The 25,964-nt window shown below is 52.4% G+C and carries 28 protein-coding genes and 1 other annotated feature; of the genes, 13 read left to right on the forward strand and 15 right to left on the reverse strand.

Going from position 1 to position 25,964, the window contains the following annotated elements; translation table 11 throughout:
• Positions 1-196 precede the first annotated feature (196 nt).
• Complete coding sequence (locus tag KNP77_RS13310; protein WP_251139089.1) at positions 197-682, reverse strand: restriction endonuclease; 486 nt, start codon at positions 680-682, stop codon at positions 197-199.
• A gap of 135 nt (positions 683-817) precedes the next feature.
• Between KNP77_RS13310 and KNP77_RS13315 the strand changes: the two genes are divergently transcribed.
• Both KNP77_RS13315 and KNP77_RS13320 read left to right on the forward strand, forming a co-directional pair.
• Positions 818-2,992: a PAS domain-containing sensor histidine kinase gene (locus tag KNP77_RS13315; RefSeq protein WP_214891237.1), complete on the forward strand. Its 2,175-nt coding sequence runs from the start codon at positions 818-820 to the stop codon at positions 2,990-2,992.
• Entirely contained in the window at positions 2,989-4,059 is a 1,071-nt protein-coding gene (locus KNP77_RS13320; protein WP_131441644.1) for an SDR family oxidoreductase, read from the forward strand. The genes KNP77_RS13315 and KNP77_RS13320 overlap by 4 nt, the downstream gene beginning before the upstream one ends.
• A 20-nt stretch (positions 4,060-4,079) precedes the next feature.
• Here the strand turns inward: KNP77_RS13320 and KNP77_RS13325 are convergent, their stop codons facing one another.
• Positions 4,080-5,459 carry a TrkH family potassium uptake protein gene (locus KNP77_RS13325; protein ID WP_214891239.1) on the reverse strand — a complete coding sequence of 460 codons (1,380 nt, stop codon included), beginning with the start codon at positions 5,457-5,459 and terminating at the stop codon, positions 4,080-4,082.
• A gap of 201 nt (positions 5,460-5,660) precedes the next feature.
• On the opposite strand from KNP77_RS13325, the gene KNP77_RS13330 reads away from it, so the two are divergent.
• The 3 genes from KNP77_RS13330 to KNP77_RS13340 all read left to right on the forward strand — a co-directional run bounded on the left by KNP77_RS13330 (position 5,661) and on the right by KNP77_RS13340 (position 7,475).
• Positions 5,661-5,852: a hypothetical protein gene (locus tag KNP77_RS13330; RefSeq protein ID WP_233589722.1), complete on the forward strand. Its 192-nt coding sequence runs from the start codon at positions 5,661-5,663 to the stop codon at positions 5,850-5,852.
• A gap of 86 nt (positions 5,853-5,938) precedes the next feature.
• Positions 5,939-6,721, forward strand: coding sequence for a flagellar motor stator protein MotA (gene motA / locus KNP77_RS13335; RefSeq protein ID WP_070329182.1), 783 nt, complete (start codon positions 5,939-5,941; stop codon positions 6,719-6,721).
• Complete coding sequence (locus tag KNP77_RS13340; RefSeq protein ID WP_070329181.1) at positions 6,699-7,475, forward strand: flagellar motor protein MotB; 777 nt, start codon at positions 6,699-6,701, stop codon at positions 7,473-7,475. The genes motA and KNP77_RS13340 overlap by 23 nt, the downstream gene beginning before the upstream one ends.
• 35 nt (positions 7,476-7,510) lie before the next feature.
• Here KNP77_RS13340 and KNP77_RS13345 read toward each other — a convergent pair whose 3' ends face one another.
• From KNP77_RS13345 to KNP77_RS13360, 4 genes are all read right to left on the reverse strand, one after another.
• Positions 7,511-8,935, reverse strand: a complete 1,425-nt coding sequence (locus KNP77_RS13345; protein ID WP_214891241.1) for a dihydrolipoyl dehydrogenase family protein — start codon at positions 8,933-8,935, stop codon at positions 7,511-7,513.
• Entirely contained in the window at positions 8,932-9,297 is a 366-nt protein-coding gene (locus KNP77_RS13350; protein WP_070328308.1) for a DUF1499 domain-containing protein, read from the reverse strand. Before KNP77_RS13350 ends, KNP77_RS13345 begins: the two co-directional genes overlap by 4 nt.
• A 65-nt stretch (positions 9,298-9,362) precedes the next feature.
• Positions 9,363-10,742, reverse strand: a complete 1,380-nt coding sequence (locus KNP77_RS13355) for a sensor histidine kinase (RefSeq protein WP_070328309.1) — start codon at positions 10,740-10,742, stop codon at positions 9,363-9,365.
• Positions 10,739-11,431, reverse strand: a complete 693-nt coding sequence (locus KNP77_RS13360) for a response regulator transcription factor (protein WP_131457893.1) — start codon at positions 11,429-11,431, stop codon at positions 10,739-10,741. The genes KNP77_RS13355 and KNP77_RS13360 overlap by 4 nt, the downstream gene beginning before the upstream one ends.
• A 125-nt stretch (positions 11,432-11,556) precedes the next feature.
• On the opposite strand from KNP77_RS13360, the gene KNP77_RS13365 reads away from it, so the two are divergent.
• Positions 11,557-12,378 carry a Cof-type HAD-IIB family hydrolase gene (locus KNP77_RS13365; RefSeq protein ID WP_131490607.1) on the forward strand — a complete coding sequence of 274 codons (822 nt, stop codon included), beginning with the start codon at positions 11,557-11,559 and terminating at the stop codon, positions 12,376-12,378.
• Positions 12,379-12,410: 32 nt separating this feature from the next.
• Positions 12,411-13,400, forward strand: a complete 990-nt coding sequence (locus tag KNP77_RS13370; RefSeq protein WP_214891243.1) for an alpha/beta hydrolase — start codon at positions 12,411-12,413, stop codon at positions 13,398-13,400.
• Positions 13,401-13,439: 39 nt separating this feature from the next.
• On the opposite strand, the gene KNP77_RS13375 is transcribed toward KNP77_RS13370, so the two are convergent.
• The 4 genes from KNP77_RS13375 to KNP77_RS13390 form a co-directional block, all read right to left on the reverse strand.
• Positions 13,440-15,002, reverse strand: coding sequence for an aromatic amino acid hydroxylase (locus KNP77_RS13375; protein WP_131490606.1), 1,563 nt, complete (start codon positions 15,000-15,002; stop codon positions 13,440-13,442).
• Positions 15,003-15,055: 53 nt separating this feature from the next.
• Positions 15,056-15,250: a binding site (T-box leader), on the reverse strand.
• Positions 15,251-15,372: 122 nt separating this feature from the next.
• Positions 15,373-16,050, reverse strand: coding sequence for a uracil-DNA glycosylase (locus KNP77_RS13380; RefSeq protein WP_070328313.1), 678 nt, complete (start codon positions 16,048-16,050; stop codon positions 15,373-15,375).
• Positions 16,051-16,128: 78 nt separating this feature from the next.
• Complete coding sequence (locus KNP77_RS13385; RefSeq protein ID WP_070328314.1) at positions 16,129-16,764, reverse strand: FMN-dependent NADH-azoreductase; 636 nt, start codon at positions 16,762-16,764, stop codon at positions 16,129-16,131.
• Positions 16,765-16,882: 118 nt separating this feature from the next.
• Positions 16,883-17,314, reverse strand: a complete 432-nt coding sequence (locus KNP77_RS13390; RefSeq protein ID WP_214891244.1) for a MarR family winged helix-turn-helix transcriptional regulator — start codon at positions 17,312-17,314, stop codon at positions 16,883-16,885.
• 159 nt (positions 17,315-17,473) lie between these two features.
• Between KNP77_RS13390 and KNP77_RS13395 the strand changes: the two genes are divergently transcribed.
• The 3 genes from KNP77_RS13395 to KNP77_RS13405 all read left to right on the forward strand — a co-directional run bounded on the left by KNP77_RS13395 (position 17,474) and on the right by KNP77_RS13405 (position 19,398).
• Positions 17,474-17,848, forward strand: coding sequence for a hypothetical protein (locus KNP77_RS13395; protein ID WP_070328315.1), 375 nt, complete (start codon positions 17,474-17,476; stop codon positions 17,846-17,848).
• A gap of 91 nt (positions 17,849-17,939) precedes the next feature.
• Complete coding sequence (locus KNP77_RS13400; RefSeq protein ID WP_070328316.1) at positions 17,940-18,824, forward strand: diacylglycerol/lipid kinase family protein; 885 nt, start codon at positions 17,940-17,942, stop codon at positions 18,822-18,824.
• Between the two features lie 49 nt (positions 18,825-18,873).
• A complete protein-coding gene (locus tag KNP77_RS13405; protein ID WP_070328317.1) occupies positions 18,874-19,398 on the forward strand; it encodes a GNAT family N-acetyltransferase in 525 nt (174 codons plus the stop codon).
• Positions 19,399-19,431: 33 nt separating this feature from the next.
• Here the strand turns inward: KNP77_RS13405 and cbpA are convergent, their stop codons facing one another.
• Entirely contained in the window at positions 19,432-20,067 is a 636-nt protein-coding gene (cbpA, locus tag KNP77_RS13410; protein WP_070328318.1) for a cyclic di-AMP binding protein CbpA, read from the reverse strand.
• Positions 20,068-20,253: 186 nt separating this feature from the next.
• Here cbpA and pdxK point away from each other — a divergent pair, with 186 nt between their 5' ends.
• From pdxK to bshB2, 3 genes are read left to right on the forward strand one after another with little or no spacing between them, the layout of a single operon-like run.
• Positions 20,254-21,078, forward strand: coding sequence for a pyridoxine/pyridoxal/pyridoxamine kinase (pdxK, locus tag KNP77_RS13415; protein ID WP_070328319.1), 825 nt, complete (start codon positions 20,254-20,256; stop codon positions 21,076-21,078).
• A 56-nt stretch (positions 21,079-21,134) separates the two neighbouring features.
• Positions 21,135-21,506 (forward strand): YojF family protein, encoded by a 372-nt coding sequence (locus tag KNP77_RS13420; protein WP_016509734.1) that lies wholly within the window; start codon positions 21,135-21,137, stop codon positions 21,504-21,506.
• Positions 21,503-22,156, forward strand: a complete 654-nt coding sequence (gene bshB2 / locus KNP77_RS13425; protein WP_214891246.1) for a bacillithiol biosynthesis deacetylase BshB2 — start codon at positions 21,503-21,505, stop codon at positions 22,154-22,156. The genes KNP77_RS13420 and bshB2 overlap by 4 nt, the downstream gene beginning before the upstream one ends.
• A 165-nt stretch (positions 22,157-22,321) precedes the next feature.
• Here bshB2 and KNP77_RS13430 read toward each other — a convergent pair whose 3' ends face one another.
• The 4 genes from KNP77_RS13430 to nhaC form a co-directional block, all read right to left on the reverse strand.
• Positions 22,322-23,155 (reverse strand): undecaprenyl-diphosphate phosphatase, encoded by an 834-nt coding sequence (locus KNP77_RS13430; protein ID WP_214891247.1) that lies wholly within the window; start codon positions 23,153-23,155, stop codon positions 22,322-22,324.
• A 154-nt stretch (positions 23,156-23,309) separates the two neighbouring features.
• A complete protein-coding gene (locus KNP77_RS13435) occupies positions 23,310-23,822 on the reverse strand; it encodes a type 1 glutamine amidotransferase domain-containing protein (protein ID WP_070328321.1) in 513 nt (170 codons plus the stop codon).
• Between the two features lie 71 nt (positions 23,823-23,893).
• On the reverse strand, positions 23,894-24,484 hold the full coding sequence (locus KNP77_RS13440) for a DNA-3-methyladenine glycosylase (protein WP_131444129.1): 591 nt from the start codon (positions 24,482-24,484) through the stop codon (positions 23,894-23,896).
• 80 nt (positions 24,485-24,564) lie between these two features.
• The gene (gene nhaC / locus KNP77_RS13445; protein WP_070328323.1) at positions 24,565-25,941 is read right to left on the reverse strand and encodes a Na+/H+ antiporter NhaC; all 1,377 of its coding nucleotides are present in this window, start codon (positions 25,939-25,941) and stop codon (positions 24,565-24,567) included.
• Positions 25,942-25,964: the final 23 nt, after the last annotated feature.

A 25,964-nucleotide genomic window follows, 5' to 3' on the forward strand; every position in this document is an offset into this window, starting at 1 on the left:
CCAACCTCGATTTTTGTGTTTGTTCGGTTGGTCATTCTGTGAAACCCCAATTTAGTCTCTAGTAGTCGTGTTTCTCTGTTCAACTACTACATATTTCATATGACGAAGATGATTATTGCACCGTTTGAGGAAAAAGACAACCCCTTTTTCTTCGACACAATCCGCCAGTCTGTCAAAGCTGTGAACAGGCGCCACTTTAGCGCTTAAATCCAGCCTGTTTGAGCAACTGTTCGAGCTCCGTTCTTGCAATCAGACGAACTTGATTTGGTTCGGCGAGTTCGTATGCACTATCCGTATAGGACGAGTTCGTGACGACCCATCCTTCGTTCGCCCCGTAGTATGGAACGGACGCGGCTACTTGCTGGACCGCTTCGAGTCCGACAACTTTTTCATAGCGTTTTGCTTGGACCGCGATCGACCAGCCGTCCGACGTTTCAAGGAGTAAATCCGCCCCGAAATCACGTGACGCCGGCGTGACCGTCACGGTGTACCCGAGCGCTGTGAATACTTCTTCTAAAAATAGCTCAAACTCACGGCCGTCCATTCGATCAATCCGATCAATCGTCGACAGGCGCATCCGCCAGATGAGCCAAGCAATCCCGAGAGCGAGCACCGTGACGACGCTCCACATCGGTGCTTCGAACCACCATAATCCGGTGGCAATAAATAGGCTAAGCGCCATTCCTTTCACGTCAATCGTCCTCCCTATCGTTTCTTTTATTTACTTTACCGAATCAATGCAGGAAAACAAAGGGTCTTCTGTCGAATGTATTCCAAATGTACCCGTTTGATATAAAGAAGGAGGGATCAAACGTTAATGGAGAAAAGGATGTATCTCCAAAACGAACTGCTGCACGCTTTACCTTACGGCGTCGCGCTGATTACGAAGGACGGTACGATCGTTCAGGCGAATCGTCCGTTCATGGAGCAGTTTCCTGAAGACTTACAGACGAAAACGAATATTTTCCACATGGTCAACCAATCACCCCTCACCATGGAATTGTCGCGTCGGATGGAGCAAGGACTTCCTTGGATATACGAGATGCCGACGATTCGCGTCCATGCGATCCCATATGAACATATATACGTTCTCTCCATCGAGCCGCTCCCGCTCGACACGCGGGTCACGGTCCAACATAACGCCTTTGAGGCGATGATGCATACCGAGCTCGACATGGCGATGATCATGACAGATGCCAATCTGCTCATCAATCGCTTCAATAAAGGAGCGACCGAGCTGTTCGGCTATAAACCTCACGAAGTGCTCTATGAGATGACACCGTTCGCCTTGTTCGAGTCGCGAGAACTGAGTGAGAAGCGAACGCATTATCAAGACGAGACGGAGCGCTTGTTGTCGTTCGAACAGATGCTACGCGTCGCACTCGATCGTGGAGACCGAGAATGGAAGTTTCAGCGCAAAGACCGCACCCATTTTGTCGGTAAACTGTTCATGCAGCCGGTCTATGAACACAATCAAATCATCGGCTTCTTTTTCTTCGTCTTTGATGTCAGTCCTGAAATCGCGCTCAAAGGTGAACTGCTCCATAAAGAGCAGCGTTACCGCATGTTTGCTGAGTCCGTGATTGAAGCTGTCCTGTTTCACGAAGGGGGAACGATTCTTGACGCGAACAAGGCAGCCGAAACGATTTTCCGTATCCCGGCCGAGGACATGGTCGGACGCCAAACGATTGAATTTATCGCGGAAGGCTACCGGGCCGATGTCCTCAGACGGGTCCGTAATCACATTCAAACCCCGTACGAAGTCATCGGACGGCGCGAGGACGGTACCTTTTTAGAGATGGAAGTCTATCCGAAAGAAGTGACGTTCCAAGGCCAGACGCTCCGCGTCGCCGTCATGCGCGATATTAGTGACCGTAAAAAAGTCGAGCGCATGCTTGAACGAGAGAAAAATGCGATTGCTCGTCAGCGCGACATCATCCAATCGATTCTGCAAGCATCGAACGAGGCGTTCGTCTTGACCGAATCGAACGGTAGTGTCCTGTTCATGAACGTACATGCCCGGCGCTTACTCGACCTGCCTGGCATCGCTCCGAACAAGATGCAGGAACGCATCCCGCTCCTGACGACATTCCGGGGCCGTGACCGCACTGAAATGTTAAAGAAAATCGACCTCTTGCTCGACGGGTCGGCTCGTGAAGTGTCGCTCCGTTTTTCGATTCCGCAACCGAACGATCGCGACGAACAGTATTATGAGATGTACGGAACGGGAATGGACACAAAACGGCAGATCGGGATGGACAGTGGCTTTTTGTTCGTCTTCCGCAACCGGACCGAAGAAGAGCGGATGGACCAAATCAAAAACGAGTTGGTCAGCACCGTCTCACACGAGTTGAGAACACCATTATCTTCTCTATCTGGATACATCGAATTGATGCTGACACGTGACTTGTCGAAGGACAAGCGCGAGCGCTATTTAAAGACGATGGCAAAAGAAGCGAAGCGGTTGACGGACTTGTTGAACGACTTCCTTGATATTCAGCGCATGGAAGATGGCAATCAAGAGTATAAACAAGACCGCTTCGTCCTGAACGAGCTCGTCCGCGAAGTCGTCGAACGCTTCCGCGAGACGACTGACCACTCGATTCATTTCGATGATGCCGACGAGTTGCTCGTTCTCATCGCCGACAAAGATCGGATCGAGCAAGTCATCATCAACTTGCTTTCAAACGCCATCAAGTACTCACCTCACAGTCATGAGATTGAAGTTCGCGTCCGGAAAGAGCACAAGCAAGCCCACGTGTCCGTCCAAGATTTTGGAATCGGGATTCCCGAGCACGCGTTCGAAGAACTGTTCAAAAAATTCTACCGTGTCGACAACTCAGATACGCGTCAAATCGGAGGCACCGGCCTCGGGTTGTCAATCTGTAAGGAGATCATCGAGTCGCACGGCGGCAGCATCGAAGTCGAGTCGAGCGTAGGCGTTGGCTCGACGTTCACGTTCACGTTAGATGTAGCGGAGGAGACGTCATGAATCAATATGCCTTTACCGGTTTCCCAGGATTTTTAGCAGGAAAGCTGATTACCCATCTCGCGACATTGCCGGATCAGATCGGCACGATCTATGCGCTCCATTTACCGGCACAACGACCAGAAGCGCTCGCTTTGAAACAAGAACTGTTAGCCACGACTTCGCTTCAAGACGAGCAGTTAGTGCTTGTTGAAGCCGATATCACACTCCCGGAAGTCATTCTCGACCCGATCATGCGGTCGGTCATCGAACGGGAAGTGAATTATATCTTCCACTTAGCGGCCGCTTATGACTTGAGCATCCCGTATGACGTCGGCTACCGAGTCAACTTGCTCGGGACGAAGCATATGACGGCGTTTGCCAAACGGGCAAAACAGTTAAAGCGATACGTCTATTTTAGTACCGCCTACGTCTCCGGACGCCGCCAAGGGACCGTCTATGAGAACGAGCTATGGCATCGGGTCCAGTTTAAAAACCATTACGAGGCTACGAAGTATGAAGCGGAAGCCATCGTCTCCCGTGAACTCGGCTCGATACCCGCGACGATCATCCGTCCCGGTATCGTCATCGGTCATAGCAAGACCGGAGAGACGAAAAAATTCGATGGCGTCTACTTCGTGTTGAAGTTGATGGACCAGTTGCGTCAAGCGGCGCCGCTCCCGTATATCGGACGGCAAAACATCGAAGTGAACCTCGTACCGTATGACTACGTGGTCGAAGCGACTGCTTATCTCGCCCACGCCCCAGTCGGTCTAAAGCGCACGTTCCATTTGACCGACCCGTTCCCGCATGGGGCTCGGGAAGTGTACCGTATGATCCATGAAGCGATGTTTGGTCGCTCGCCTCGCGGAACGATTCCCCATTTCGCCGCAGAAACCGGATTTTCCGCTTTGCAGCTATCGGAACGATATGGGGTTCCAAAAGAACTGCTCGCCTATTTTAAGCATCAAGTCCATTTCGACACGACGCAGACGCTCCGGGCGTTAAACGGGACCGGCATCGTTTGCCCGGATTTACAAGACTACTTGCCTGACATCGTCGCCTATTACAACACACACAAAAAGCCCTGACCAGGGCTTTTTGTGTGTCTTCATCCAATTAACAGCTTCTCTTTCGGATAACGGATCTTCCGGTCCATCTGTCGTGCGACCGTGAACAGAATGGTCAGCGAGCCGACACGGCCGAGGAGCATCATGAACATGATGAACCCTTTCCCGGCGTCATTCAGTTCAGCCGTGATGCCGAGCGAGAGCCCGACCGTCCCGAAGGCAGACACGGTCTCGAACAAGAGGGCGGTCGCCGGAATATGAGCATTCGTCAAAATCGTAAGTGCCGTGATCAACATAATAAAGAAGAAGCTCGAGATGGCGACGACGTATGCTTTCTTGATTTGAAACGCGTCGACCGTCCGCTCGAGAATGACTGTCTCTTTTTTACCGACGATGAACGCCCACATGTCCGCTAAAATGACAGCGACGGTCGTAACTTTAATACCAGATCCCGTTGATGCCGCTCCGGCCCCGATATACATCAAGATGAGGATTAATCCGATCGATACCGGCGCCATCATCGAGATGTCCACCGTATTGAATCCAGCCGTCCGTGTCGTCACCGCTTGAAAGAACGTGACGTTTAACGCCTCGCCAATCGGGCGGCCGTAAAGTGCACCTTCCACTGATACCCACTCGAATAGCATAAGTCCGAACCAGGCGATCCCGTTGATGACGCCAAGCGAAGCAATCATGATTTTCGAATGCAAAGCGAGTCGCTTCCATCGTTTCACTTCGGTCGCGTCGGCAATCGTCGTGAATCCGAGACCCCCAATCATCAAGAGCATCGAAATCGTGACGACGATGGCCGTATTTTGCTCGAACTGCATCAAGCTGTCGGGCCATAATGCAAAACCTGCGTTATTGAACGCCGAGACGGCATGGAAAAAGCCATAATATAGTGCTTCGCCGAACCGATAATCGCTCGTGCTGTAAAGTTCGACCGTCAAAAATAACATTCCGATGAACTGGACGATGATGGTCGTGAAGACGATGTTGCGGACGAGGCGGACCGTTCCGCCCGGACCTGACAAGTTGAGCGATTCTTGGAGTAAGATGCGCTGTTTTAAGCCGATTTTCTTACCGAGCACACTGAGCAGCATGAGCGCGACCGTCATGAATCCGAGTCCGCCGATTTGAATCAAGGCGACGATGACGAGCTCGCCGAACGTATTGAACGATGAGCCGATGTCGATCGTCGACAGGCCGGTCACCGTGCCTGCTGACGTCGCGATGAACAGGCAATCGATCCAAGAGACCGGCTCGGTTTGGGCGAACGGCATGTACAGTAACGTGGCTCCGGTCAAGATGGCGAGTAAAAATCCAGTCGCGATAAATCGGGCCGGTTTTTCAAAGATGAGCCGGTATAGCGCCTCAATTCGTTTAAGGCGCAATTCCCGTACGGTCAATCGATGTCGCATCTCGCTATCTCCTTTAAATCGAGTTTTCTAAGCATCATCTTACTCCTCGACGTGTAAATTGCCAACTAGAAAAATGTATCGCTAACCCTTCCTATATTTTTTTGGTAATATGAGAGATAGACTTTATGAATATTGAGGAGGTTGAATGAAACCGTGGACCCTAGTACGGTAGATCATTCGCTAAAGGATGTCTCGCGAAGGTTGGAGCGTCAATCACAATGTATGCCCGCCCATCTCTATTTCCAGCTCGAAGAACTGTTGAATTGGTCACTTGATCAAGAAGTTATGAATCAATTGTACGCATTATTAAAAAAATACGATGTGCTAACCGATATAGAGCGTGAAGAACGAAATATCAGCATCCAACTGCTGATTGACGAAAACGGCGCTTAACCATCGGAACGCATTTGCGGGAGACGAGTTAAGTCTCTCGCTTTTTTTATATCTTGATTTTTTTTAGAAAGGTGGAAAACATAGACATGGATGTCGTCACTTTAGTCGGACTTTTACTCGGTTTCTTTACGTTAATCGGAGGGATGATTTTGAAAGGAGCGGGGGTCGCTCCGCTGATCAACCCTGCGGCGCTCGTTATTATTTTTGTCGGGACGGCGGCCGCGGTCAGTATCGCCGTTTCGAAAGAACAGCTACAGACGGTACCCCAACTATTTAAGATCTTATTCAAAAAACAAGAACTGCCAAGCAAATCTGGTTTGTTGACACAATTCGTCGACCTGTCGACGCAGGCACGTAAAGAAGGCCTGCTGTCACTCGAGACGGCACTCGAGCAAGTCGAAGAACCGTTTTTGAAACAAGGCATGATGATGGTCATCGACGGTCAACCGTCTGAATATATCGCCGAAGTGATGTCGCGTGATATCGAGAATATGGAAATACGCCATAAAGCGAACGCTGATGTGTTCACGCAAGCAGGCACGTACGCTCCGACGCTCGGTGTACTTGGAGCCGTCATCGGGCTCGTCGCCGCACTAAAAGACTTATCCGATATTGATAAACTCGGCTACGCCATCTCCGCCGCCTTTGTCGCGACGCTGTTCGGGATTTTCAGTGGATATGTTCTTTGGTTCCCGTTTGCCAACAAGTTGAAGCAATATTCGAAAAGCGAGGTCGTCGTCAAGGAAATGATGATCGAAGGAATTTTGTCGATTCAAGGCGGAGAGTCACCAAAGACGTTAGAAGATAAGTTGGCCGTGTATTTGTCTCCAAAGGAGCGAGCGAACTATGAAGCGCAAAAAGAAGCATGACCATGAAGAACACATCCCGGAAGGCTGGCTCATCCCTTACGCTGACCTGCTGACGTTACTTCTCGCTTTGTTTATCGTGTTGTTCGCCTCAAGTAACGTCGACCAGACGAAGCTCAATAAGATGTCTCAATCGTTCAATCAAGTGTTCTCAGGCGGCACGAGTGTCTTCCAAGCCTCAACGGCGTCAAACAGTGACATTAGCCGAACGGACAAGACAGATACGACCGCCAATCCGCGGACGTATGAGCTAGCCAAACTCGACGAGTTAAAAGAAGAAGTGAATCAGTACATTAAGAAAAATGGATTAGAAGACGAAATCGAGGCGACCATCAACTCAAGTGGGCTCGTCCTGACCATCCAAGACCGGGCTTTGTTCAGCATGGGGGAAGCGACACTCGACGCTGACGCCCGCACGGTCGCTCAGTCGATTAGCGGCATTCTCGAACAAGCCGGAAATCGAGAAATCGTCGTGTCCGGTCATACCGATAACGTGCCGATCAATACGGCTCGTTTCCCGTCGAACTGGGAACTCAGTTCAGCCCGAGCGACTGCGTTCATGCGAGGTCTGTTGACGAATGAGTCGCTCAATCCGAATCAGTTCACGCTCGCAAGCTACGGGGAATATAAGCCGATTGCGACGAACGAAACGGACGCCGGCCGTTCTAAAAATCGCCGTGTCGAAGTATTGATCAAGCCGCTCGTCGACTTATCAGAAGGTTCACCAAAAATGATCGAAACGCTCGTCTTACCATGACGAAAAGCCCACTCTGCGACAGAGTGGGCTTTTTGTTAACGTGTCCATTCAAAATATTTTCGGGCGAGCTCGGTGAGCGGGCTCTCGAAGAGCCGCTTCCGCCAGTATAGATCGGCCGCTTTCTTAACGGCCTCGCTCCGCGAAGGATACGGATAGATCATACGTGACAACTTGCCGATCTTATCACCGCGTTGCATCGCATAGACGACAATCTGCATCCAATCGCCAGCCGTCATCCCGACCGCGTGTCCTCCGAGAATCTTGCCGTTCTTCCGGGTGATGATTTTGACGAAGCCTGTCTCTTGGCGATCGGCGACGAACCGATCGACTTCGGACAGCTTCGCCTCAAAGACTTCGATGTCATCCCCGTGACGCTCACGCGCCTCGGCCTCGGTCAATCCGACATGAAACACTTCCGGGTCGGTGAACGTGATCCAAGGCATCTTGCTGTAATCGACCTTGTTCCATAGCCCGAACAAGGCGTTGGCGACGACCGCCTTGCCTTCTTCGCCGGCCGCATGTGTGAACGGTAACGTCTTGATCGTATCTCCGATGGCGAAGATGTGGGACTGTGACGTCCGATACGTCGACGTCACATCGACATAGCCGTCTTTCACGTCGACTTTCGCCCGATCAAGGCGAAGTTCTTCGATGCGTGGAGCACGTCCTGTCGCCATGAGCAGTTTTTCCGCCTCATACTCGACAGTTTCCCCATCGACTTCGGCTGTGACTTTGATGCGTCCTGCCACTTCAGCAATCTGTTTGACCTTGACACCGATTTCTAGATGCAGCGCCATCTCAAGCTGTGAGCGGAGCAACGCACTGACAGACTCGTCTTCTTTCGGCAAGAACGCGTCTTGCGCCTCGAGCACGGTCACTTGGCTACCAAGCCGCGCGAACGACTGTGCCAGCTCAAGTCCGACCGTGCCGGCCCCGATGACGATGATGCTCTCTGGGAGCGTCTCTTCTTCAAACACGTTTTCATTCGTTAAGTAGGAAACGTTGTCCAATCCATCGATTGGCGGGACGGTCGGTTTCGACCCGGTCGCGATGACGAACTTTTTACCGATCAGTAAATCGTCACCGACTTTCAGTTCGTACGGGCTTTGGAACGACGCTTCTCCGATGTATACATCGACCCCGATCTTTTCGAAACGCTCCGTCCCATCGTGTTCTTGAATGATCGCCCGCGCTTTGTCGACTCGTGCTTTCGTCGTCTTATAATGATCGCGCCCGTCAAACTCGGCTCCGAGCACACGTGCGGCCTGCATCATCGAACTCGCATCTTTCGAGGCTGCGATGAGCGCCTTCGACGGGATACAGCCGACGTGGAGACAATCGCCACCCAGATGTTTTTTCTTCTCAATCAGTGCGACTTTCACACCTAAATTCGCGGCACCGGCTGCGACCGTCATCCCGGCCGCGCCTCCCCCGATTACAATCAACTGATAGTCCTTCATCCCATCAACCTCCGATATCGTTTGCTTACGTCGTCCATCCGTTTCCGGTTCACACCGAAGTCGGAATGACCGAGTCGTGAAGCAGAACGAAATTCTACTTGTCTCGCTTCATCGTCAAATAAAAATTCCACGTCATCTTTAAAACGCATCACTTTCGAAGAGACGACGTAATGGAGCGTGTCCGTCGTCTCCTCGGCAAGCTCCGTCCGAGGTAGCTGCCCCATCACCATTTTGATGGTTTCGACCGTTTGATCGCGGTCTTTTCCATACGGAAGCGGGTCCATGTGCAGCGCTTTGATCGACGTTTGTGTCGATACGGCATTCGGACTTCCTTTCAACGGTTTCAATGTTTTTGCGGCCACGACAAAAAACCTCCCTCATTCTACATACAATTGTATGTATCCTGAATTCGGAAGGTTTAACCCTTTTATTGCAGTTCGCTCGGGTCGAGCGGTAACAGAACTGTCACAGTCGTCCCTTGTCTGACTTCACTTTCGATGACAAGTTTCCCTTCATGCGCCTCGATCAACTCCTTAGCGATCGCAAGGCCGAGGCCGCTACTGCCTTTCGTCACTTGCGCTTGATAGAACATTTCCGTGATGCGCTGCAAGTGTTCTTTCGAGATGCCAGGTCCTTGATCGATAATCGAGATGAAGGCGACCCGCTCCGACTGGACGAAGCGAACCGTGAGCGTCCCGCCGACTGGTGAGAACCGGATCGCGTTTTCAAGTAAGTTTAAGAATACTTGCTTGAGCCGGTTCTCATCGAATAGACCGACCGACTTGGCCGGGTAGCGCTCGATCAACGTAATCTGCTTATCTTCAAGCGATTGTTTCAGTTGAATCGTTACTTTGCGTAACAGGGAGACGAGATCGAGCTCTTGACGATAGAGCACGAGACGACTCTCCTCGATTTTCGTGTAGTCGAGCAATTGCTCGACGAGACCGATCATTCGCTCGGTCTCCGAATGAATGATACTCAGACCGAGCTCTGTCTCGTCTGACAGTTGTTCGTCCCCGCCTCGGATCGTCTCAGTCCAGCCTTTGATTGAAGTGAGCGGCGTCCTGAGCTCATGGGAGACGTTCGACAAGAATTCGTTGCGCGTCGATTGGTGCTGTTGCACTTTAGCGCCTAAGTAAGTCAGCGTCCGGGCAAGCGCCCCGAGCTCGTGCTTCTCGTTCGAATATACCTCGACGTCGAAATCACCTTGCGCCATCTCGTCAGCCGTCTCAATAATCTCGCGGATCGGACGGACGAAGCGGTCCGCGATTCGGATGACCGCGTATAGCGCCACGAGCCAAATCAAGACACCGATCATGAGGACCGCCATCCAAATCTCGCGGATGAGCGTGTCTAAGTCTGCGAGCGGACGCGTGAAACTGATGGCGAACTCACCCGTTCCCTCGGTCATGATTGGGCTCGTCACCGACAGAAAGTGTTCTTCGTTCACGTCATAGTCTTGGACGACCGACTCTCCTCTAGCGAGACGCTCGAGCTGCTCAGGTGTATACGACGCTTGTTGTGCTCGCTGTCCGGTCGTTTTTATAATCGCGCCAGAGCGGTCGACCATCGTCAAATCCGTACCCGGATACCCGAACGTCCGGACGAGGACCGAGAACGCGCTCGGTGTCTCAAATCCGACTTGCGCCTGTGGATACAAATAAGCACTTGTCGTCGCATGGCTGACCAACGCATCGGACTCATACTCGTAGTAATAACGGTACGTACCGTACGACAGGACGCTTACGAGCAGTAAGAGCACGAGTGTCACGACAATCATCATGCGGATGACGAGCTGTTGTCTCATCCGTCATGTCTCCGCCACTTATAGCCATGCCCCCATAGCGTCTCGATATAGGCCGGATGGCTCGGGTCGTCTTCAATCTTTTGCCGTAAGCGGCGAATGTTGACGTCCACCGTCTTCCGGTCCCCGAAGTAGTTGATGCCCCAAACCGCATCAAGAAGCGCATCACGTGATAAGACGACTTCTTCGTTTTGGACGAGATGACAGATCAAGTCATATTCGGTCGGCGTCAAATCGATCGATTGTCCGTATTTCGTCACTTGTTTCGCCGCCAAGTCGATGGCGAACGGTCCTGACTTGAGACGTTTCTTCTCTTTGCGCTTCACTTTTTCGACGCGTCGCAGGAGCGCATGAATGCGCGCGATGAGCTCGCCCGGGCTGAACGGCTTGGCGATATAGTCGTCCGCCCCTTTCCCGAGACCTTCGATTTTATCTTCTTCAAGCGTGCGTGCCGTCAACATGATGATCCCGACGTTCTCGTCTAAGTCACGAATTGCGGCGCACGCTTCAAAGCCGTCCATCTCAGGCATCATGACGTCTAGCAAGACGATATCGAACGGTTCACGATCGAACGCGGTGACCGCTTCACGGCCGTTCGTCGCTTCAAAGACATCAAATCCGGCTCGTTTTAAATTTACGATGATAAAGCTGCGAATCGCATGCTCATCTTCGGCTACTAATATCCGATTCATATTTCCACCTCTTCTGGAGTTCACTACTCTACATTATAGTTACGTTTTTGCGACAAGGTTGTCAATTGACCTCAAATCATATTAGGATGGAGTCATTAGATTCTGAAGGAGGACTCCTTACCACTATGAGTTATAACATGATTGTTTTAGATATGGACGATACGCTCCTCACGAGCGACCACACGATTTCCCCTGTCACGAAAGCGGCGTTACTTGACGTCCAAGAACGCGGCCACAAAGTCGTTTTGGCAAGCGGACGTCCGACGTACGCCATGTGGGAAGCAGCTCGTGAACTCGAGCTCGCCAAATATGGTAGTTACATCTTGTCATTCAACGGTGCTTCAATCATCAATTGTGAAACAAATGAAGAAATCTTCTCAAGCACGTTAATGCCAGACACAGTCGCCCACCTCCATGATATCAGTGTCCGGGAGGAAATCGCGATTCATACGTACATCGGTAACGAAATCGTAACCGATCAGCCGAACCCGTATACCGATCTCGAAGGCGAATTGACGGGCATGCCGGTCATCCACGTCAACGATTTCAAAGAAACCGTCACGACCCCTGTCGTCAAATGCCTCATGCTCGGCGATGGAGATACGCTCGCCCCAATCGAGACGAAGCTACAAGTCGAGCTCGAAGGCAAGCTCGCCGTCGCCCGCTCGAAACCGTTCTTCCTCGAGTTCACGGAAGCCGGTGTGACGAAAGGAACGAGCCTCGCCTTTTTGGCTGACCACGTCGGAATCGACCAAGCACACGTCATCGCTTGCGGAGACGGCAACAACGACTTGACGATGATCGAATGGGCCGGACTCGGTGTCGCCATGGGTAACGCCAACGCCACGGTCAAAGGGAAAGCCGACTTCATCACGAAGTCAAACAATGAAGATGGAATCGCCCACGTCATCGAGACGTACATGAGCAGTGTCGTTACGAATCGTTAAGCAATAACCGTTTGAACCAAGGAGGAATCACGATGAATAAAGGATTGAAACGAGCTGGACTCGGACTAGTCGGAACGGCCGTCGCCGGTGCCGCCTACGTCTTCTTGTCACCGAAGCCTGCGTCCCGTCTCGTCAAAACTTCGTTTACTGGAGGCAAGGAAGTCGCGATCAAAGGATTCGACGAAGTCGTTCAAAAGACGTTGGTCCGTAAAGACATCGATTACTATTCTGCCTACGAGAACGGGACGTTCGATTTGATTCGCTATGAAGGCGATAAGCATGTCGTCCCGACAATCTTTTGGGTGCACGGTGGCTCGTTCGTTGGCGGTGATAAGGCCGATGTGTTCAAGTATGCGACGTCGATCGCAAGCAACGGCTACAACGTCGTCAGCATCAACTACGCCCTCGCCCCGGACGTCACGTATCCGGTGCCACTCCAGCAAATCGAAGAGGCGTACACGTATATTGCCGACAACAACGATCGCTTCCGACTCGATCTCGACCGCGTCTTCTTCGCCGGAGACTCGAACGGAGCGCAGCTCGTCGCCCAATTCATCGGGATTCAACTGAACGATGACTATGCACCGTCAGCCGAAGTGAATCAAGTCGTCCCGCAAGACTCGATCCTCGGCGCGGTTCTCTTGTCTGGCCCGTATGATTTGAAACGGACGATTCTCGAGTCTTCGAAAGCCGTCAACCGTTTCTTGTTCAAGCGGATCGGTTGGGCCTACTTCGGGACGTACAATTGGGAGAACCTCCCCATCGTCAACGAAGCGTCTCCTCTCGTCAACATCCCGGCCACGTTCGTCCCGACGTTCATCACCGACGGGAACACGGGGTCGTTCGAGACACAAGCGAAAGAGTTCGCGACGATTCTCTCCGGACGGACTGACGTGACGAGCGTCTTCTATAATCGAGATGAATACGAACTCGGAAACAGCTATCACTTCGAGATGGATCAACCAGCAGCCAGTTCAACGTATCGTCGCTTGATCACGTTCTTGCGCGAAACGACCAAATAAAAACAACCCCGACTTTTTTCAAAGTCGGGGTTGTTTGCGTCATTTGAGCAAATCCATTGCGCGGCCAATCAGCTCGTTGCGAGAGTCTGAAGTTTTCCGTAACGCTTGTAGCCGGTCGATGAGTGCTTGACGAAGCTCGTCTGACTGAACGAGTTCCAAGCATTCAATCTGAGCCAACCAGGCGTCTGCATGCTCAGAGAGGACCATCGGGACGAGAGCGTCGATCGACTCACCTTGTTCACGCATGAGCCGGATGCGATTGAAGAGCGGGTCGTCTTCCGTCCACGTCCGGGCGTCCCGTTCGATTTGAACTGGTTTCTCTAAGACGACGAGCTCTTCGACGTCCGTGCCCGGGAAGATCGACGGTAGCGAATCGTGTCTCACTTCAAGCGTCGCGAGCTCGATTTGTTTGCCGTCGATGTGCACGCTCACGTCTTCTAGCGTGATCTCGTCTGTCGTCTCGCTGACGATGCGGCCATCGAGGCGAACGTCCGCTTCCGCGAGCGCTTCTTGGATTGGTCCATCTAAAACGAGTAGTCCGTGATTGCTCAAATTGCGAAGCTGGCCGTGGTCAACTTTCACGCAGTCCCCCCATTGAACGAGGGCAACTCGGCCTGTGTTCGTCACGTGTCGAACCGTTCCGACACGGTCGGTCCCATCTTCGAGCCGGATCGTCGATTGACTTCCTGAGGCGAGCGCCTTCTCAAGCGATGCGATTCCGCCCGTGTGGACGGCCATCCGTGATTCGAGTTCATCGAGCGCATCCGTCAACGCCTCGAAGTCAGGGATGACGAACAGTTCACTTTGCATATTCGTCACATCCTGTTTCGTCTCTAGCGCATGCTCGAGGTTGAACGGATGTTTCGTGACGGCGTCGGTCAGGCAGTGACGGCTCTCGCCGACCGAAGACAACAGTCCGGCCCCGTAAATGAGCGGGCGCTCGATGTCGCCGATCAGTCCGAACTCGACCGTCCACCAAAAGATACGTGCCACTTGCTGCGCTTCGGAGAAGCCCGTCACTTGCGCTTTCGCTTCATGCAGCGCTTCTAAGGCGGCTTTGACATCCGCTTCCGTCGAGTTGGCATTCTCTTTCACGATCGTCAGTCGTTTGAGTGCCGCGAACGAGGCGTGTTCCTCACGGTTCATGAACGCTTTCGCGCCAAGTTGACCGAACCGTTTCACGATTTTAGAAAACTCAGGGTCCATCAGCATCGGCGCGTGACCGGCCGCCTCATGGATAATGTCTGGTGCCGGGCTGTACAAGATGTTCTCGACTTTCCGGATGTCGGTCGCGACCGGTAACATCCCGTTCCCTTGGAAGTCAAAGAACGCGACGCCAGGAATCAATCCGTCGACCGCGACCGTCGACCAACCGGCCGCTCGCATCTCGGCGGTCATTTTTTCGACGTCCGGCAAACGTTCCGGTCCCATGCCTGTCTTTTTCAACCCTTCGATGTAGAACGGATGGGCCTTGCCTTCGAGCGTATGCAAATTGAGCCGTAATACGAAGCGCCAGACCGCGTGATCGGTCGGTGTGTACTCGTTGTAAAACTGGGGCGAGATATGAGGCGCCAAGTGGCGTGGGATTGATTGTGTGAGCATGATATTTCCTCCTTTTGTCTACTGGACGTCAAAAAGTCCCTATCGATTCACTCGATAGGGACGACTTAGCCGCGGTACCACCCTGATTACTAGACGTTGTCTAGTCACTCTAATCCGATAACGGGGGACCGCTCACATGTGAGAGCTCACAAACTGTAATTCGATTCATCTTTTGGGCGTGTTCGCAGCACCACACGCTCTCTAGGCCAGGGAAGATGTCTCTACTTCGGTTTGATCATCGCTTTTGTTACTGTTATGCAGTTATGCTTCTATGCGAACTTGCTTTTAAGCGTTAAAGCATCTTGTTGGTTGTAACTTTACCAAATCGTTTTCTCGACGTCAACAAAAAACAGTCCGCAACTGCGAACTGTCACAAACACCAATCAATTTCAGGTTGCCCCCACTGTTTCAGCAAATCGTTCACTTGCGAGAACGGACGGGATCCGAAGAAGCCGCGGTGTGCCGACAGCGGACTCGGGTGGACCGATGTCAAGATCGCGTGCTGCGGCCCGATCAGCTTTTGTTTCTTTTTGGCATCGTTTCCCCAAAGAATAAACACGATCGGTTGTTCGCGCTTCCCGAGTTGCTCGATGATCGAGTCCGTGAACTGAACCCATCCTTGTCCGCGGTGTGATCCGGCCTTACTCGCTTCGACCGTGAGCGCGGTGTTGAGCAACAATACGCCTTGGCGGGCCCAGTTCTCTAAATTCCCGCTCTTCGGCACGCTACAACCCAAGTCTTCATGCAACTCTTGAAAGATGTTGCGCAGCGATGGCGGAAAACGGACACCGTCTTGGACCGAGAAGCTGAGTCCGTGCGCCTGATTCGGACCGTGATACGGGTCTTGGCCGAGGATGACGCATTTGACGTCTTTAAACTTCGTGTAGACGAACGCGTTCCAAATGTCTTCCCGCTGCGGATAGACGGTCGTCGTCGCATACGCCTCATCGACGAACGCTTTCAAGTCAACGAAGTACGGCTGCTCCATCTCTGCTTCAATGATGTCACTCCAGTCGCCGAGCAAGCGGTCTGATAACTGTTCTCCCATTTGATTCGCCCCTTTCCGTCTTATCATACCCGAATCGACGGCACACAAAAAGACGAGCCCAGTGGACTCGTCCGATGATTATACTGTGACTGTGCCTGCTACTTCTTTCGCAAGTGCTTCTGCTTTCGCTGTCGCGTCAGCAACGATGTCTTCGATCTTGTCTGGGAACTGGTTCATTCCTTCAACCGCAAGTGTCGTCACTTCGTTCACGCCGACGAACGCAAGCGCTTGACGGAGGTACGCGTCTGCAAAGTTGAGGTCTGTGCCTGTGTAGATGCCGCCTGTCCCTTGAATGTGGATCGCTTGTTTGTTCTCAAGGAGACCGACCGGCCCTTGCTCTGTGTAACGGAACGTCTTGCCGGCTGAGAGGACGCTATCGAGGAACATCTTCATGCGTGCCGGGAAGAAGAAGTTCCACATCGGCGTCGCGAACACGTAAAGGTCTGCTTCCATGAACTTCTCAAGCATGCCGTTCATCGTCGCGACTTTTGAAGCTTCGACGTCTGTGAGTGCTTCACCAGACGCGAATTTTCCCCAAGCGCTTAACACGTCGCCATCAATTTCTTGGACGTCGACATCGTAAAGCTCGATTGCTTCGACTTCAAACGATGCGTTCTCTTGTTGAAGTTTCGTCATGAACGCCTCGGCGACTTGTTTGCTGTATGACAATTCTGTCGGTTTTGGGTTAGCTGATACGTATAATACTTTATTCATAATGGGTTCCTCCACTTGTAATCTCTATTTTGATAACAACAGTTAGAACTATATCATCTGTATATCTCACCGTCAATTATTTCAACTTCAAGATAATTGACAAAAAAAACAGCAGGCGTTATTTGCCTGCCGCGTTGTAGCCGACGCGTTTCAATAAATCAATCAACGTCTCAGTCTCTTGTTCGCTGAGCGGTCCATAAATATCTTTGAAGATTTCAATATGCTCAGGATAGACGACGTCCATCAATTGCTTGCCTTCGCCTGTCAACGACGCGTACGTGACACGACGGTCTGACGGGCAGGCGATGCGCTCGATGAGCCCTCGCTTCTCAAGCTTGTCGATCACATACGTGACGCTACCACTCGTGATCAAAATTTGATCACCGATTTGTTGCAGCGGCGTATCTCCTCGTTTATACAATACGGATAGAACACCGAACTCTGTTGAATTCAATTGGTGGCGTCTAAGATCGTCTTTGACACGATCACTGATTGCGTCCATCGCTCTGGCTAAGACGACCCATGCCTTCAATTCGAGTGATTCAATCATGTCGGTTTCACCTCAATTCGTTCATCATTTACCTTTAGTATAGCAGGACATGAGCAGTATACGTCGCTAAAAACACTTCGTCAAGAAACTTCTCCGTTGTCGCGTCTCCTTGAAACGTTTAGAATAGAACTATTGTGATTTTTAGAAAGGGTGGACGGTATGCGTGAGTATTATGAGATTTCATTGACGATTAAAGCAGGCTATTTGAGTTCGGTCATCGAGTTGTTGAACCGGGAAGGCATCGCCCCTGACTATGCCCTTGAAAAAGAAGGCGCGGTCTTTTTACTGTTCAACCACTTGCCATGGCCGAACGTCACGCGCGAACCGCACGCAGTCGAGCGTTTCTTGTTGACGTTGTCGCGCGAAGACTACCTGTTCGTCAAGACGAAACGAAAATCGCCCGTACCCGGCCATGAACCGGTCGCCTGCATGGGAGCGTACGATTCGCCTTTCCACGAATATTTGAAAATCGAGCTCGCCGTCGACGAATCCGATGCGAGCCATCTCGATATGTCGGCGTTCCGCCATTACTAAACAACGCACGCGCGTTGTTTTTTTGATGACTAGGTTTGAGCGTGGACGGGAATATAGGACAATATCTGACTGATAAAGGAGAATGTCTTGAATGGATACAGTTATGTTGATCGTCAACCCATCGTCTGGGAAAGAATTAGGGAAAGAGCATGCGCCGTTCGCTGAAGAAGTGCTACGCGAACGTTACGGAAACGTCGACGTCCGTTTTACTGAAAAAGCCGACGACGCCACACACTTCGCACGAGAAGCGGCGTCGAAACAATATAAAGCCGTCGTCGCCATGGGTGGCGACGGAACGTTGAACGAGACGGTGGCCGGTCTCGCCGAAGCCGATCATCGTCCCGACTTCGGAATCATCCCGCTCGGAACGGTGAACGATTTGGCACGGGCTCTCGGCGTACCGAGCGACCCGAAAGAAGCGATTGAAGCGCTGCGAACGGCAAAACCGTCACCGATGGACATCGGGAAGTATGAACACGGCTACTTCATGAACGTCATCGCCATCGGCCTCATCGCTGAGGCGGTCGATGAAGTCAGCGTAGAAGAGAAGACGAAATGGGGCCCGTTCGCCTACTTGATTGAAGGCATCAAAGCGTTCCGGGAACACAGTCCTTACTCGTTATCAGTTCAGGCCGAAGAGCACACGTTCGACGGGGACGCTTTTCTCGCCGTCATCGCGCTGACGAACTCGGTCGGCGGCTTTGAAAACTTCGAGCCTGATGCGAAGTTGAACGATGGCCTGCTTCACGTCTACTTGTTTGAGAATCTCGGTTTCACAGACGCCTTCCAGCTCGCCCCGGCCTTATTTACCGGCAAGCTTAAAGAAACAGACAGTGTGACCGCATTCCAGACGAAGCGGGTGTATGTCGATTCGCCTGATTCGCTTCCGGTCAACGCCGACGGGGACACGGGCGGGAAACTCCCGCTCACGTTTGAAGTGCTCCCAAGCCATCTCCAAGTGCTGAAACCAGTCTAATCTCTCGCCTCGGCATAGAAGGCTCGTTCGAGAAAGGAGAGATCGTTCGATGAACATCACACTCGTTCCGCTGCTCGAAGCGTCAGACGACATCGTCCAGACGTTCAACCGGTGGAACAACGATCCCGAAATCGTTCATTTGATCCGCCCTGCTCGCTCGGAAGAAGAACTCGCGGCCGAGCAACAGATGACCGTCGCCGACTTGACGGATCGACTTCAGACACACGATATCTTTCTCATTTACGCTGACGACAGGCTCGTCGGCGAGGTGAACGTGATGTATGACGCAAACCATCTATACGTTCAAGAACCAGGGAGTGCCTGGCTCGGACTCGTTATCGGGGAAGCGGCGGGTCGCGGCAAGGGTGCGGGCAGCGAGGCACTCCGACTTTTGGAGGAACGGCTTCGTCACCAAGGCACGCCGCGCATCGAGCTCGGCGTGTTCGGGTTCAACGAGGCGGCACACCATCTCTATAAGAAGCTCGGCTATGAAGAAATTGCGCGCATCGATGCGTTCACGTACTGGAACGAACAATTTTGGCCTGATATCCGCATGGAAAAGCGACTGACATGACAAAGACCTTCCTCAAGCGAGGAAGGTCTTTCGTCAGTTGTTCAAGTTTTCGACTTCGACGACGCGGAACCCTTTTTGTTCGAGTTTGGCGACGATCTTGTCTTTCTTCGGCTCATCACAGTCAGGCGGCAACGTGATCAAAACACGGCGAAGGACTTTACTCTTCGCGTCGAGCGTCATCAAACTCGCGATAGACGAGTATTTGCTGACGACTTTCGTGATTTTCTCGAGCGCACCTACCTGCTCGCTAAGTGCGATCGTGACGACGTAGCTGCCTGTGTCACGGCTCCACGCCTCTTCGAGCATGCCGAGCATCTTCCCGTGTGGCAAAATGCCGTAAAATTCATTGCTCTCGTCTTTTAGGACCGCGATATACGGTAACTCTTTGATCGAGAAGAAGACTTTGAAGAATCCGTCCGACTCGTGGACGTATTTCTGCGTATTTTTAATCAATTCCATGACGTTGTCGTCAAGGCTCGCGCCACTCATTCCGTGACGGTAAATATGCATCTTATAAATGTTACCGCGGAAAAATATTCCCGTCTCATCGAGGACAGGGACACAGCGGTATCCTGTCTTTTCAAGCGTATCGAGCGCTTCACGTAACGTCGCCTTTTCACTGATTGTGACGACGTCTTTTTTTGGAATGCATAAGCTATGCACTAACATGCGGTTTTCCTCCTAGCAAATTAAAAGTGGTCTACACCCTATTCATTACTATTCCCCAAATATGATTGAAATCCTGCCATCTTTTTCAAAACTTCGATTCAACCTTTGGCGGTCATGGGATTTGTCGTAACGCCTAAAAGTCGTTATAGTGAAACTATCCAAACAGACAAAGGGGATTGAACGACTATGACGATGAAAAAAGCATTAACGATCGCTGGTTCAGATACGAGTGGCGGTGCAGGCATTCAAGCTGACTTGAAGACGATGGAAGAGCTCGGTGTGTATGGCATGACCGCACTCACGGTCATCGTAGCCCAAAACCCGCATAACGCTTGGCACCATGAAGTCTTCCCGATTGATACGACGTTGATCGAGAAGCAGATTGACACCGTCCTCGCCGGAATCGGCGTCGATGCCGTCAAGACAGGGATGCTCCCGACTCCAGAAATCATCGAGCTCGCGGCTCGTAAAATTAAAGAGTACGGCATTCAAAACGCAGTCGTCGACCCGGTCATGGCTTGTAAGGGAGCCGACGAGATCCTCAACCCGGACGTCGCCGTCGCGATGCGTAAGCACCTCGTCCCTGTCGCCAAAATCATCACGCCGAACTTGTTCGAAGCGCGTATGCTCGCTGGCCTCGACAAGACACCGTCGACGATGGAAGAAATCAAAGAAGCCGCACGCTTGATCCATGAGCTCGGTGCTGAAATCGTCATCGTTAAAGTCGGTGGAAAACTTGGGTTCGACACGGCGTTTGACGTCCTCTATGACGGTAACGAGTACCGTCTGCTCGAAAGTGAAAAGATCGAACCTGCTTTCACGCACGGTGGCGGTTGCACATTCTCTTCAGCCATCGCCGCATCACTCGCGAATGGACATTCCGTCGACGAGTCGATTCGCATCGGGAAAGAGTTCATTACAGAAGCGGTCCGTCACTCGTTCCGCCTCAACCAATACGTTGGGCCGACGAACCATACCGGTTATCGTCAAAAACTAGCAACACAATCATAAACAAGGTGGCCCGGGGCGAACGTCCTGGGTCATTATTGCCATTGGAGGAGACTAGCGTGAAACCGATTCAACCTGAAACGATTCAAACGTATTTAAACGCACACGTGTCGACGCCTTTATACGCTCACGTCGAGACGACGAACGGCGCTTACGCCACACATAACGACCCGGATTTCCATAACGCCGGGATGTTTATCCGTAACGTCGTGATCGAGTACAGTATCGGTCAAATCAAAGGAGACGGACCGTATCGAGTCGGACTAAAGCTCGATCACGGCTGGCTCTACGTCGAAGGATTGACCGACTTTGAACAACACGGTGAACAGTTGCTGCTCGCCGGGCACGACCGTCTCGGACGCCTCGCCTGCGCGCTGCATCTAGACGTCAAACCGCTCCCGCAAGGAGCATCGGAGGTGGACAGCCAATGAACGGACCGTTACTTGTTATTTTCCCACACCCGGACGATGAGGCGTTCAGCTCGGCCGGAACGATCATTCAACATCAGAAGAACGGCTTCCCCGTCACATACGTCTGTCTGACACTTGGTGAGATGGGCCGTAATATGGGCTCGCCAATCTTCACGACGCGTGAAGAACTGCCAAGAATCCGTAAACGCGAGCTCGAGGACGCCTGTGCCGTCATGGGCATCGACGACCTCCGGATGTGGGGACTGCGCGACAAGACCGTCGAATTCGAAGACGAGACCGAACTGACGAATCGCTTCAGCAAGTTGATCGCCGAAGTGAAACCGACCCGCGTCATCTCATTTTATCCAGGCTATGCCGTCCATCCCGACCATGAGGCGACAGCACGAGCGGTCGTCCGGGCGCTCCAAGAGATGGACGAAGCGAAGCGTCCCGAATTTTTAGGTGTCGCTTTCGATCACCGGACGGAAGATGAGCTCGGCAAACCTCACGTCCTCATCGAAGTCGGTCAGGAGAGTGCCGCCAAACGTGAGGCGTTGCTCGCCCACCGTTCACAGACGGAAGGGTTGCTCCGTACAATCGACAACGCAGAAAACGCCCACGTCATGGAGTTACTCCAACGTGAGCGCTTCTATCATTATCCGTTCTCATGATTCAAACGCGTAACGCGTCATATACAGCAACAAACCTACAGTCCCTAACCCGATCAACGTTCCTAGCACGACGACGATATGTCCCATGTTCTCACCTCTACTTGGTTTTACGAACTGAATGAGTAATAAGTTTCAATAACGCGTGTGCGAACACGCGTTTTTTTATTAAAAGTACAAAACGTAGATAACGGCCGCTAAGACGAGCCGGTAAATCGCGAACGGCGTCAGTTTCACTTTGTTGATCAACTTCAAAAAGAATTTGATCGACAGCAACGCGAACAAGAACGCGCTGACGAAACCGATCAGGAAAACAGGCAGCGTGTCGACCGTGAAATAGCTCCACTTGCTGTAAAGCGAGAGCGCGCTCGCCCCGAACATGATCGGGACGGCCATGATGAACGTGAAGTCGGCCGCAGCCCGGTGACTCATCCCGAGCAACACTCCGCCCGAAATGGTCGAGCCCGAACGTGAAAAGCCTGGCCAAAGCGAGAAACATTGAATCAAGCCGACTCCAAGCGCTTGTTTGTATGTGATGTCGTCGAGTGTCGCGGTCGTCTGTCGTTTCACGCCGGACAAGTCGGCGGCAATCATGAAGAACGCACCGATGACGAGTCCGATCAATACCGTCTTAATCGAAAACAGATGCGTGTCGATGTAGTCCTCAAACATGAGTCCGAGCACGGCCGCCGGGAGCAGACCGATAAAGATATGTAGCAGGTTCAACTTTTTCGTCGGCCCTTCGTGTCGAATCGCGAGCAATTCCTTCGGATTCAATAACGCTTTGAACCGACTCCTGAAAACGACGATGACCGCTAAGATCGAACCGAGCTGAATCACGATCTTGAACGTGTTGGCTACTTCTTGACCTAGAAAACGACTCGAGTTGAGCCAAATATCATCGACCAAGATCATGTGTCCGGTCGAAGAGACAGGCGCGAACTCCGTCAATCCTTCGACGACGCCTAATAAAAAACCGATGAATAATTCATACCATTCCATTGCATTGTCCCCTACTCCAGTATTGCTTTTTATCATACACGGACGGGACGACGTTCTCTCTCGGTCTTGAGACGTAAAAAAGAGGACGCAATGAAATGCCCCCTTTCCCCTCATGTACATAAAAAAGCCACGGAACATGTCCGTGGCCGATAGATTATTTTAATAGGTTGAGCATCTCACGGTTAAACGCCGGAATGTCGTCCGGTTGACGGCTCGTGACGAGCTGATCTTGGCAGACGACGACTTCTTTGTCGGCATACTTCGCACCGGCATACTCCATGTCGACTTTGATCGACTTATAGCCGGTCGCGTCGCGGCCTTCGAGCGTCTTCGCCGTGATCAACAGTTGCGGCCCGTGACAGATGGCGAATACTGGCTTCTTCGCATCCATGAACGCTTTCGCGAACTGGACGAAACGTTCGTCTTCGCGCAACAAGTCAGGTGAGAATCCGCCTGGTAAGAGCAGAGCGTCAAAGTCTTCTGGTGACACATCGTCGATCGCTTTGTCGATCGTGACTTTCGCCTCGCCTTGTTTGCCTTCGACGGTGTTACCGGCTGCCTTTTCGATCGTGACAACTTCGTGCCCCGCTTCCACCAATGCGTCGCGTGGACCTGTGAACTCTACGTCTTCAAACATATCCGTGATTAGCGTTGCTACTTTTGCCATATCGGAAACACTCCCTAATTTTTGTTTTACGCACATAAGGACTGTTCCACCCGTCACGGGCCATTAAACATTCAGCGGAATTTCGAGACGTACGGATTGTCCCGCTCGAAGAAGCGGTACGCATAGTCACGCGCCTCACCACTGTTCGGGATACCGATGCGCGGGCCGGCCTCAATCTCGTTCACACCGTCCCCTTCGACAATATAGAGCGGTTCATGTTGGAGCGAGTGTCCGTATAAGTCCATCGTAATCCCGAGCGCCTTCGTCAGTTTACCGGGTCCGTTCGTCCGGTCGAACCGTTTGATGCCAGGACGATTGATTTCAATCAACTCCTGCCCGGCGACGGGTTCGACCGCCCGGATCAACACGGCTTCCGGTGATCCGATCGGACCGCTGACGACGTTCAAGAGCGTATGCGTGTGCATTTGATACGTGTACACATGTCCAGACTGCCCGAACATGATCTCGGTCCGATTCGTCCGTCTGCCGCCAAAACTGTGGGCTGCCTGATCGACCGCCCCGAGATACGCCTCCGTCTCGACAATCTTGCCAATGATCTGTCCGTCGAGATGATCATGGACGAGATAGTGTCCGAGCAACGACCGGGCCAGTTCGAGCGTCGGTTGTTCATAAAATGATGGGTCGAGCCGTTTCATCGTCATCCCTCCTCGTCCTTATTTTCTCAAACGAGGCTTGGCGACACAAAAAAGATGCCCTGAACGCGTTCAGGACATCACTTTCATTACGATGCGAGCTTGATCGCATCACGCTGCTTCCCCAACTTCACGTAACCGAGCACGATTGAGAAGATCGGGCTGAGCCAAAGGAAGAACGCGAACGGTGCGTATTCGAGTACCGGCACGCCGAGTGTGGCGGCGAAGAAGGCACCGGACACTCCCCAAGGAATGAGCGGGTTGATGACCGTCCCGCCGTCTTCAAGCGCACGCGACAAGTAACGCGGGTCGATGCCGCGGTCGATAAACCCTTGTTTGAACGCTTGTCCCGGGAGCAAGATCGACAAGTACTGCTCGCCGGCGAGCAAGTTGACGCCGATCGAGCTGAGCACGACCGACAGCACCGAGCTACCTGGTGACTTCAGACGCTCTAGTAACGCATCGACGATGGCTTGGAACACGCCCAGCTCACGGAGCAGTCCACCGAAAGCGAGGGCAATCAACACGAGGCTGACCGACCAAAGCATCGATTCGAGGCCACCGCGGTCGAGCACGGCCGCGATCGTCTCGTTCTCGACGCCCGACTTGAATCCGGCCTGCATGACACCGAACCAGTTCGAGACGTTCCAATTACCTTGGACGAACCCGGCCGTCAACACACCGGCAAACATCCCGACGAGCATCGTCGGCAATACCGGCATCCGACGGAAGGCGAGCACGGCGACGAGGACCGGTGCGAGCAGTGTCAACCATGACAAGTTGAACCGTCCGGCGAGTGCTGTCTGTGCTTCCGCGATTTGCGTCGTGTCGGCCGCTTGACCGCTCCGTCCGAGAACTGTGAATAAGATGAGTGTGATTACAATCGCGGGAACGGTCGTCCCCATCATGAAGCGGATATGGTCGAACAGTTTGACACCGGCCACAGCTGGCGCAAAATTCGTCGTATCCGACAGCGGGCTCATCTTATCACCGAAGAGCGCACCTGACACGATGGCTCCGGCGGCGAGCGCCGGGGAAATCCCGAGTGCCATCCCGATCCCGAACAAGGCGACCCCGACGGTACCGACCGTCGTGAAGGCACTCCCTGTGAACGATGACACGATCATCGTGATGAGCAACACGCTCGGTAAGAACCACTGGGCTGAGATTGTATTTAAACCGATGGAGAGGATCGTCGCCACCGTACCGGACATTTGCCATACTCCGATCAGCATCCCGATCAACAATAAAATCATGATCGGCATAATCGCTTCACGAATCCCGTTGATCATCGCGGTCTCGATACGTTTAAAGTCGCGCGTGCGATAATACGCGTATCCCCCTATTAGTACCATTGTGCCAAAGATCGCCATATGTGGCGTCGCTTTGGCCAAAAACATCAGTGCGAGCAAGGAAATCCCGCTCATCAGCACGACGAATACAGCCTCTTTCCCTTTCATCTGCATCGACGTCCCCTCCTTTCAGTTCC

Origin of the sequence: Exiguobacterium sp. s142 (genome assembly GCF_018618455.1) — a bacterium.
GTDB lineage: Bacteria > Bacillota > Bacilli > Exiguobacteriales > Exiguobacteriaceae > Exiguobacterium > Exiguobacterium aurantiacum_A.

Coding starts and splice junctions, on each gene's coding strand:
- KNP77_RS13440 (WP_131444129.1), bottom strand. CDS start 24,484: ATGACGATGAAACGGCTCGACCCATCATTTTATGAACAACCGACGCTC.
- KNP77_RS13365 (WP_131490607.1), top strand. CDS start 11,557: ATGAGTTATAACATGATTGTTTTAGATATGGACGATACGCTCCTCACG.
- pdxK (WP_070328319.1), top strand. CDS start 20,254: ATGACGATGAAAAAAGCATTAACGATCGCTGGTTCAGATACGAGTGGC.
- KNP77_RS13380 (WP_070328313.1), bottom strand. CDS start 16,050: ATGGGAGAACAGTTATCAGACCGCTTGCTCGGCGACTGGAGTGACATC.
- motA (WP_070329182.1), top strand. CDS start 5,939: ATGGATGTCGTCACTTTAGTCGGACTTTTACTCGGTTTCTTTACGTTA.
- KNP77_RS13430 (WP_214891247.1), bottom strand. CDS start 23,155: ATGGAATGGTATGAATTATTCATCGGTTTTTTATTAGGCGTCGTCGAA.
- KNP77_RS13325 (WP_214891239.1), bottom strand. CDS start 5,459: ATGCGACATCGATTGACCGTACGGGAATTGCGCCTTAAACGAATTGAG.
- KNP77_RS13390 (WP_214891244.1), bottom strand. CDS start 17,314: ATGATTGAATCACTCGAATTGAAGGCATGGGTCGTCTTAGCCAGAGCG.
- KNP77_RS13315 (WP_214891237.1), top strand. CDS start 818: ATGGAGAAAAGGATGTATCTCCAAAACGAACTGCTGCACGCTTTACCT.
- KNP77_RS13340 (WP_070329181.1), top strand. CDS start 6,699: ATGAAGCGCAAAAAGAAGCATGACCATGAAGAACACATCCCGGAAGGC.
- KNP77_RS13320 (WP_131441644.1), top strand. CDS start 2,989: ATGAATCAATATGCCTTTACCGGTTTCCCAGGATTTTTAGCAGGAAAG.
- KNP77_RS13370 (WP_214891243.1), top strand. CDS start 12,411: ATGAATAAAGGATTGAAACGAGCTGGACTCGGACTAGTCGGAACGGCC.
- KNP77_RS13345 (WP_214891241.1), bottom strand. CDS start 8,935: ATGAAGGACTATCAGTTGATTGTAATCGGGGGAGGCGCGGCCGGGATG.
- KNP77_RS13405 (WP_070328317.1), top strand. CDS start 18,874: ATGAACATCACACTCGTTCCGCTGCTCGAAGCGTCAGACGACATCGTC.
- KNP77_RS13375 (WP_131490606.1), bottom strand. CDS start 15,002: ATGCTCACACAATCAATCCCACGCCACTTGGCGCCTCATATCTCGCCC.
- KNP77_RS13395 (WP_070328315.1), top strand. CDS start 17,474: ATGCGTGAGTATTATGAGATTTCATTGACGATTAAAGCAGGCTATTTG.
- KNP77_RS13400 (WP_070328316.1), top strand. CDS start 17,940: ATGGATACAGTTATGTTGATCGTCAACCCATCGTCTGGGAAAGAATTA.
- KNP77_RS13385 (WP_070328314.1), bottom strand. CDS start 16,764: ATGAATAAAGTATTATACGTATCAGCTAACCCAAAACCGACAGAATTG.
- KNP77_RS13355 (WP_070328309.1), bottom strand. CDS start 10,742: ATGAGACAACAGCTCGTCATCCGCATGATGATTGTCGTGACACTCGTG.
- nhaC (WP_070328323.1), bottom strand. CDS start 25,941: ATGCAGATGAAAGGGAAAGAGGCTGTATTCGTCGTGCTGATGAGCGGG.
- cbpA (WP_070328318.1), bottom strand. CDS start 20,067: ATGTTAGTGCATAGCTTATGCATTCCAAAAAAAGACGTCGTCACAATC.
- KNP77_RS13435 (WP_070328321.1), bottom strand. CDS start 23,822: ATGGCAAAAGTAGCAACGCTAATCACGGATATGTTTGAAGACGTAGAG.
- KNP77_RS13310 (WP_251139089.1), bottom strand. CDS start 682: ATGGCGCTTAGCCTATTTATTGCCACCGGATTATGGTGGTTCGAAGCA.
- KNP77_RS13360 (WP_131457893.1), bottom strand. CDS start 11,431: ATGAATCGGATATTAGTAGCCGAAGATGAGCATGCGATTCGCAGCTTT.
- bshB2 (WP_214891246.1), top strand. CDS start 21,503: ATGAACGGACCGTTACTTGTTATTTTCCCACACCCGGACGATGAGGCG.